Origin of the sequence: Nocardioides sp. (assembly GCF_051876515.1) — a bacterium.
Classification (GTDB): Bacteria; Actinomycetota; Actinomycetes; order Propionibacteriales; family Nocardioidaceae; genus Nocardioides.
In genome coordinates, this window is the sequence record NZ_JBJEHY010000092.1 from 34,657 (window position 1) to 42,865 (window position 8,209).

Sequence of the window (8,209 nt, forward strand, 5' to 3'; positions counted from 1 at the left end):
GTGAGGGTCAGCTCAGCAGTTTGACGGCGCTGCGGCGGTTCGTGACGCCGAGCTTGCGGTAGATCGACCGGAGGTGCGTTTTCACCGTGTTGAGCGACAGGTGGAGGTCGTCGGCGATCTCCTGGGTCGTCATCGCGGTGCGTAGGTACTGGAAGAGTTCCTGCTCACGGGGCGTGAGCAACTCCAAGGAGTTGCTGCGCGCCCGGTCGCGCCGTAGCGCGATCTCCCCGAGCGCCGCGTCGTGACGGGTTCCGTAGCGCGGGTGAGCGGCCAGCAACTCGGCCAGCAGCGGGTCCTCGCCCATGAAGGCATGCAGCAGGCCCTCCGCCCCGGCCACGTCCAGCGCCCGCTCCAGGTAGCGGTGCGCGGACTCGGTGCGCTCCGCGGCAGCCTCCATCAGTGCCGTGGTCACCAGCAGCTGGCACTGTACGTACCCGGCGCGGGGGCCGCTGCCCACGCGATCCAGCATGCGCAGCGCAAGCCCGGGCTCGCCCATGCACCGCAGGAGCTCGCCGGTCAGCACGTGGGTGGCCGGGATGCCGTCCTCCTCGGCCAGCGGCACCGCCAGACCACGCGCCTGCTCGGTCCGTCCCCGTACGCCCTGAAGCCAGGCGGCCGCCATCCGCTTGTACGACAGCCACGGCACCCCGTGGCGAGGCTCGTTGGGCACCAGGCTGAGGTGGTACTCGGCGTCGGCGTACAGCTGCTCGCGCCGCAGGCCGACCACGGTCAGCGCGTAGAAGACACGCCCCAGGGCCAGGAACGAGGTGCGGTCATCGGTGTCGACGATCATCTGCCCGAGCCGCGCGAGCGCGTCCTCCAGGTCACCACGCCAGTAGGCGGCGAAGGCACCGGAGAAGGCGATCAGGCCCCCGTCGAAGTGCTGCCACCCGTACGTCTTCTCGTCCTGCTCGACCGTGCTGCTCAGCAGCTGCTCGGCGCGCCGGAAGTGGCCGGCGAAGGTCAGCGCGAACCCGAGGTTCAGCCGCGCGGAGGTCTCCAGGCGGGTCAGGCCCCGCGCCTGCGCGATCCGCATCACCACGTTGAGCTGCTCCACGGCCCGACCGGCGTCCCGACGCAGCCGCAGCTCGACCCAGGCCAGCAGGTACAGGGCGTGGGGCTGCTCCTGGCGGGCCTCCGGCGAGTTCAAGAGTTCCCAACAGCGGTCCGCCGCCAGCGCCTTGAGCCCCGGGTCGTCGATGAGGAGGAGTTCAGCAAAGGCCGTCAGGAACGCGGCGCCCTCGCCGGGCACAGGGTCCAGGGCGCGGGCCCGATCGGCCAGCGCCAGCGCCCGCTCCTTCTCGCCGAGGGTGTCCGCGCAGCACGCGCGCACCAGCAGCACGTCGGGACGCTGACCGTACGGCTCCGGCAGGGAGAGGCACAGCCGGTCCAGGACGCCCGCCTGCGACTCCAGCAGGAACCGCAGCCAGCAGCCGTGCAGAACCGACAGCGCCAGCTCGGGGTCCTGGGCCCTCAACGCGTGCCGCACGGCCGCGGTGGGATAGCGCCGGTCGAGGGCGCGGGCGGCGGTCAGGTTCAGACTCCGGGCGCGGGCGGGGTCGCGGCGCTCCAGGATCTGTCGGCACACCGACGCGAAGGAGTCGTGCCAGCGGTACATCACCGACTCGCCGACGTCAGTGAATCGGTCGAGGAACAGCCCGCTGGACACACCCCACTCGAGGAGCCGAGCGCTGTCGTCTCGACCGGTGAGCTCGGTGGCCAGCGCGGCGTCGAGGCGGGAGCAGGTGGTGGCATCGAGCACGAAGTCGACGACGTCGTCGGGCAGCGAGGTGAGCACGGCGTGCTCCACGTAGTCGCCCAGCACCTGCTCGGCGGATGGCGTGGAATCGGAGGGTACGTCCGGCCCGCCGCCGGCGCGCGCGTGCAGGGACACCGCGACCGCCCAGCCACCGGTGCGGCGCACCACCTCGGCCGGGGCGAGGTCGAGGCGCCGATCGCCGGTGGCGAGCAGTTGCGCGGTCTCGTCCTCGGTGAAGGCGAGCTCGCGGGCGCCGACGACACCGGCGAGTCCGTCGAGCACGAGTCTGGTGTTCTCCTGCACCATGCCCGGCTTGCCCACGAGCACCACCCGGAGCACTCCCGCGGCCAGCAGGGGGTCAGCCAGGAGGCTGGACCTGAGCACGCTCACGTCGAACACGTGGGCGTCGTCGATGACGATCGTGATGGGGCTGCGCAGCTGCTGGAGGAGCTCGACCACGGACCGCGGGTCCTCCGCAGGTCCGAGGGAGACGAGGTCCATGCTCGCGACCGGCTGGGCGTCCAGCAGCGCGGCCCGGACGAGCCCGACCAGGTCCAGACCAGCGACGGCCGTGAGCCACAGTGTGTCGGGGCGGGCGCTGGCCCAGTGGGCCACCGCGGTGGTCTTGCCGCACCCCGACGGGGCCACCACCATGACGAGAGGGAACCGGGCCGACGCTGCGTCCAGCGCCTCGCTGACCCTGGTACGTACGATTCTGTCGAGCACGGTGGAGGGAGGAGTCGCGAGGAACCACGGCAGGCCGACCCACGGACCTGGCGACCGGAGGGGCATGGATTGCACGGTAGCGGCTGGGGGGCCGGGGCGCAGCCTCATCCCGGAAGGATGAGATCAGACACATCTCGGGATTCGGCGCTGGCGCGATCCCACCGCTGGTGAGACCGTGCCCCCGAGCGCCACGCACCTGCGGCGCCGCACGACGAAAGGCCGGTCATTGCCAACGCTTCCCCTCCCCATCGGCCACGACCTTGAGTCCGGTGAGCCGTTCACGCTCGACGGCAGCCGCTTCAACCGGCACACCTTCTGGTGCGGGCAGAGCGGCTCGGGCAAGACGTACGCCCTCGGTGTGGTGCTCGAGCAGCTCCTGGTGAGGACCGGGCTGCCGCTGCTGGTCCTCGACCCCAACTCCGACTACGTGCACCTGGGCCGGCCGCACCCCCAGGCGCCGGCCGCCGAGGCGGAGAGGCTGGCGGCCTGCGACGTGCGGGTGTACTCCGCCGACGGCGGTACCGGCACGCAGCCGCTGCGCGTACGGCTCGTCGACATGGACATGTCCGCCCGCGCCGCGGTCCTGCGGCTGGACCCCGTCGCCGACGCCGGCGAGTACCAGGCGCTGCGCGAGCTCGACAGCGAGTACGGCCCTCAAGACGGCGCGGCGATGCTGGCGTCGTTGGCCACCTCGGACCAGCCCGGACGCCAAGCCCTCGGCCGGCGTATCGCGAACCTCGCGGTCTCCCAGTGGGACGTGTGGGCACGGGGCGGCAGCGGCATCGAGAAGGAACTGGACGCACGACCCGACGCGATGGTTCTGGATCTCGGCGGCTTCCGTCACGCAGAGGAGCCGGGGGCCGCGGCCCTGGCCCTGCTCGACAGGCTGTGGCAGCGCCGGGCGCTCCGCGAACCCGTCCTCGTCGTCATCGACGAGGCCCACAACCTGTGCCCCGCCGAACCGTCCACCCCGTTGCAGCGTGCGGTCGTGGACCGTCTCGTGCAGATCGCGGCGGAGGGACGCAAGTACGGCCTGTGGCTACTGCTCTCCACGCAGCGGCCGTCCAAGATCCACCCCCAGGTGCTCTCCCAGTGCGACAACCTCGCGCTGATGCGTACCAACTCGCCCAGCGACCTCGACCACGTGGCTCGCTTCTTCGGCGCCGTGCCCCGGCACCTGCTCGACGCCTCGCCGACCTCCACGCTGGGTCAAGCCCTGTTCGCGGGCGGCTTCGTCGCCCAGCCGCGGCGCGTCCAGATGGGTGACCGCCTCACCCCCGAGGGCGGCTCGGACGTCCCCGTACCCCCGGTCCGCAACACCACCCCCCTCCCCAAGGAGTCCTGATGATCCGCCTGCTCGTGAGCACCCTCGTCTTCCTCGGCTCCGCCGCCATCGGCCTGCTGGTGGCCGCCAGCGCGCTCGACGGCGTCCGTGTCGAGGCCGCCGGCTTCGTGCTGACGGTGCTGATCTACGCCGTGATCCAGACCGTGATCAGCCCCTTCCTCACCAAGGTCGCCGCCCAGCGGGCGAGCGCGTTCCTGGGTGGCACCGGCCTCGTCGCGACCTTCGTCGCCCTGCTCGTGGCCACGCTGGTGGGCGACTCGCTGACCATCACCGGGGGCGCCGCCACGTGGATCGCGTCCACCGTCATCGTGTGGCTGGTCACCGCCGTGGCGACGCTCATGCTGCCCTGGCTGCTGATCAAGGCGGGCGTCAAGTCAGCCCGCGCACGACGCGCGGGCTGACCCCACCCCGGCCTGACCAGAGGGTACGGCGGAGCGGCCGGCCGCCGGAGGCTTACAGAGCCCCGATCCCCTTGCCCAACAGGTTGGCGCCGAGCACCAGGAACAGCACGGTCATCACCGCGGCGTTGTGGGCCTCGAGCCACTGCCGCAGCGGGCCGAGCACGCGGCCCGCCCAGCCGGGAGCCACCAGGGCACCGACGACGGGGACGGCCACGCTGGCTCCGGCGATCAGCACCCACACCGCCAGCGCGGCGACGTTGCCCGTGACGTCCTGCCCCGCCTTCGCGACGCTCACCCCGGCGCTGGCCGCCAGCATGAGGTTCTTGGGGTTGAGCGCGGCCAGGGCAGCGGCCAGCGCGAAGGCGCGTACCGGCGAGAAGGCGTCGATGCCGGCCATCCAGCCCGGCAGGTCCGCCTGCTCTCCGGGCGCGGGACGGCTGCGCCACTGACGTACGGCCAGCAGGAGGAGCAGAGCTCCCAGCACGAGCTGGACGACCGCCAGCACCGGCTTGCTGGCACCTGGGGCTGCCTCGGGGACCAGCCCACCCAGCAGGGCGAAGACGGTCACCGCCACAGCGATGCCGACGAGCCAGCCGATGAGGAACAGCGGCGCGGTGCGCTTGGCCGCCGGCGACATCAGCATCAGCAGGGCCGCGATGATCGGGACCGGGCTGATCGCGATGCCCACCGCGAGCGGGAGGATCTCCCCCAGGACGACGTTCACGTCGTCCCCCGTCCGCCCGTGCGCGCCCGGGTCGCGGTCAGCACGTCAGGTCCGCGGCGACCTGCTCGCGGGCGGCGCGGATCGCCGCCACCTCCTCGGAGAGACTGGCCGCTGCCTCGGGCACGGTGGCGTCCCCGTCGATGTCGTCGACAGCCTTGCCGAACGCCTCCCACGCCGCCACGAGCTGGTCGTCACGGTCGTCCGCGACCGCCTCGAGGTCCTCGACGAGGGTCTCGTGGGCGGCCTTGACGTCGTCGCGCACGTCGGCGATCTCGTCCACGCTCGAGGCCTGGTCCAGCGTGTCCAGACGGGCCACCGCCTCGGCGTATGCCTGGTACGACTCGCAGGCCGCCGCCTCCTTCTCCTCGGTGGACTCCGAGCACCCGGTGAGCAGCAGCGCGGCACCCAGCATCAGGACGACCGGCACCGCGGCACCACGACGGACGTGTGACTTCATTGTTCCTCCAACGTTTCGCAGCCCGGTGTGGGCTGCACGGTCTCGATCCTCCGAGAGTCCCGACGCCTGCCCCGGGCCGTCCAGCACCGACCGGGCGGCGCGGCGACAATCACCCGGAGAGGATGAGAGGGCGGCGCTGTCGTGGCGCCGGACGCCGGTTCTCGGCACAGTCGCTGCAGTGAGCGACCTGACGCCGACCGAGCGCCGACTCCTGCCCGGCCTGCGCCGAGACAACCTGGTGACCGAGCTGCTGGCCGGTGTCACGCTGGTGGCCGTCTCCGTCCCCCTCAACATCGGCTACGCCCAGATCGCCGGGCTGCCCGCCCAGGCGGGCCTGTACGCGCTGGTCCTGCCCTCCCTGGTCTTCGCGCTGACTGCTTCCTCGCGGCAGGTGGTGGTCGCCCCCGACGCGGCCGCCTCGGCCCTGGTGGCGTCCAGCCTCGTCGGGCTGGGCGTGGCGGGCGGGACCGGCGAGTACGCCGCGATGGCTGCCGCCCAGGCGATCGTGGGTGGCGTCCTGTTCCTGCTCTGCGCCCGCCTGCGGCTCGGCTTCCTCGCCAACTTCCTGTCCCACCCCGTCCTGGTCGGGTTCGTGGGCGGTCTGGCGCTGGAGATCACCGTCAGCCAGGTCGCGAAGATGCTGGGCCTGCAGCTTGGGCACGGTGGCTTCTTCGATCAGCTGCGCCGGCTGGTGACCTCGCTGGACGAGACCCACCTGCTCTCCACGGTGCTGGCCCTGGTCTGCCTCGCGGTCCTGGTCGGGGGTCGCCGTCTCTCGCGGCGCGCCCCCTGGGCGCTGGTCGTGATGGTCGGCGCCACCCTCGCGGCTCACCTGTTCGACCTGTCCGGACGTGGGGTGGCGGTGCTCGGCGAGGTGCCCTCGGGGTTGCCGCCGCTCGCCTTCCCCGACCTCGACCTGGGGACGTGGCTGCTGCTGGTCCCGTCCGCGACGGCGCTGACCGCGATCACGGTGGCCGAAGGTCTGATGGTGGCCCGGGCGTACGCCGACCGCCACGGGCAGCCGCACGCCCCCGACCGGGACCTCGCCGCGTACGGCCTGGCCAACATCGGGGCCGGGCTGACCGGCGGCCTGACCGTTGGTTCCTCCACCTCGCGGACCGCCGCGGTGGACGAGGCGGGCGCGCGGTCCCAGCTGCCTGCGATCGTGCTGGCCGTCTCCGCGGTGCTGCTCCTGGCCTTCGGCGCCGAGGCGCTCGCCGGGATCCCCAGCCCCGCCATCGGTGCGACCGTCCTGGTGGCCGTCTCCCGCCTGCTCGGCGTCGCGGAGCTGCGTCACCTGTGGCACCACTCGCGCGACGAGCTCGCGGTCGCCGCGGTCTGCTTCGTCAGCGTGCTGGCGCTCGGCCCCCTCCAGGGGCTGCTCGTCGCGTTCGTCCTCGCCCTGGTCAACCTCACCCGCCGGGCGGCCGTGCCGCACGGTGTGGTGCTCACCGACCCGCGCCAACCGCCTCCGGCCGAGGGAGAGGTGGGGAGCCAGCACGGTGGGACCGCACCCGGTGTCGTCGTACTGCGCCTGGGCGGTCCGCTCTTCTTCGCCAACGCTCGCGCCCTCACCGAGCTGGTGGAGCGGACCTTGGCCGGGGCCGACGGCCCAGTGCGGCACCTGGTCCTCGACGTGGAGTCCGTGACCGACGTCGACACCACCGCCGCCCAGGGCCTCACCACGATGCAGGTCGACCTGGCCTCCCGCGGCACGACCCTCCACCTGAGCCGAGTGACCGACGGGCTCGCGGACCGGCTGGCCGAGCTCGAGCTGTTCTCCGGCGTCGCGACCTTCCGCACCAACCGCGAGGCGCTGGACCGGTTGGACGTGGGTCCGGATGCCGGCTGAGCGGGCCCGTCCGGGACCGGCCCGGCGCTGGCGTGGCTACCGGACCCGTTTCGGGGACCGCAGCACGCTGCCGCGCGACCTGCGCTCGGGCGTGGTGCTCGGGGCGGTCGCCGTCCCCGACGGGCTGGCAGCCGGCCTGCTCGCCGGCGTCAACCCTCTGCACGGGGTGCAGGCGTACATGGCGGGCATGCTGGGTGGTGCGGTGGCCAGCGGGTCGGTGCTGATGGCCGTGCAGGCCACGGGCGCGATGGCGGTGACGGTCTCGGACGTCCCCCAGACCCAGGACCCGGCAACCAGCAGCGCGGCGCTGGTGACCCTGTCCCTGCTGACCGGCCTCGTCATGCTCGCGCTCGGGCTGGCCCGGCTGGGCAGCCTGGTCCGGTTCGTGCCGAGCGCGGTGATGGCGGGCTTCGTCACCGCGGTGGCGGTCAACATCGCCCTGGGCCAGGTGGCGCACGTGACGGGGTACGAGTCCGCACAGGACCAGCGGTTGCTGGCGGCCCTGGACACCGTGGCCCGGCCTGGGGCGTTCAACGCGCCCACGGTGCTGACCGCGGCCCTGACGGCCGTCCTGGTCCTGACGCTCACCCGGACCCGCCTCGGCGCGCTGGGCATGCTCGTGGCCCTCGTCCTCAGCTCGGCACTGGCCGCGCAGGTCCCCGGCCTGCAGGTCGCGACCATCGGCGACGTCGCCTCGATCAGTGCCGGCTCCCTGGTGCCGGCCGCCCCGCGCCTCGACCTCGTGCTGCCGCTGTTGGTCCCGGCCCTCTCACTGGCCCTCGTCGGTCTGGTGCAGGGGGCAGCCGTCGGCGCCTCGGTCCCCAACCCCGACGGGCGGTACGCCGACCCCTCCAGCGACTTCCGCGGTCAGGGCGTGGCGAACCTGTTCGCGGCGCTGGGCCAGGGCATCCCCGTGGGCGGCTCGATGTCGGGCACCTCGATGGC

General features: G+C 72.9%; 7 protein-coding genes. 4 read left to right on the forward strand and 3 right to left on the reverse strand.

All coding sequences use genetic code 11. From position 1 onward, the window contains the following. Positions 1 to 7 precede the first annotated feature (7 nt). Positions 8 to 2,413 (reverse strand): LuxR C-terminal-related transcriptional regulator, encoded by a 2,406-nt coding sequence (locus ACI379_RS06750; RefSeq protein WP_439791312.1) that lies wholly within the window; start codon positions 2,411 to 2,413, stop codon positions 8 to 10. A 298-nt stretch (positions 2,414 to 2,711) separates the two neighbouring features. On the opposite strand from ACI379_RS06750, the gene ACI379_RS06755 reads away from it, so the two are divergent. Both ACI379_RS06755 and ACI379_RS06760 read left to right on the forward strand, forming a co-directional pair. Continuing rightward, entirely contained in the window at positions 2,712 to 3,830 is a 1,119-nt protein-coding gene (locus ACI379_RS06755; RefSeq protein WP_439791313.1) for an ATP-binding protein, read from the forward strand. Continuing rightward, positions 3,830 to 4,231 carry a phage holin family protein gene (locus ACI379_RS06760; protein ID WP_439791314.1) on the forward strand — a complete coding sequence of 134 codons (402 nt, stop codon included), beginning with the start codon at positions 3,830 to 3,832 and terminating at the stop codon, positions 4,229 to 4,231. The genes ACI379_RS06755 and ACI379_RS06760 overlap by 1 nt, the downstream gene beginning before the upstream one ends. Before the next feature lie 52 nt (positions 4,232 to 4,283). Here the strand turns inward: ACI379_RS06760 and ACI379_RS06765 are convergent, their stop codons facing one another. Both ACI379_RS06765 and ACI379_RS06770 read right to left on the reverse strand, forming a co-directional pair. Then, positions 4,284 to 4,955, reverse strand: coding sequence for a GAP family protein (locus ACI379_RS06765; RefSeq protein WP_439791315.1), 672 nt, complete (start codon positions 4,953 to 4,955; stop codon positions 4,284 to 4,286). Between the two features lie 37 nt (positions 4,956 to 4,992). Then, entirely contained in the window at positions 4,993 to 5,412 is a 420-nt protein-coding gene (locus ACI379_RS06770; protein WP_439791316.1) for a hypothetical protein, read from the reverse strand. Between the two features lie 178 nt (positions 5,413 to 5,590). Here ACI379_RS06770 and ACI379_RS06775 point away from each other — a divergent pair, with 178 nt between their 5' ends. Further along, positions 5,591 to 7,264, forward strand: a complete 1,674-nt coding sequence (locus ACI379_RS06775) for a SulP family inorganic anion transporter (protein ID WP_439791317.1) — start codon at positions 5,591 to 5,593, stop codon at positions 7,262 to 7,264. Next, the coding region (locus ACI379_RS06780) for a SulP family inorganic anion transporter (protein WP_439791318.1) at positions 7,254 to 8,209 on the forward strand (956 nt) is incomplete at its 3' end. The genes ACI379_RS06775 and ACI379_RS06780, both read left to right, overlap by 11 nt.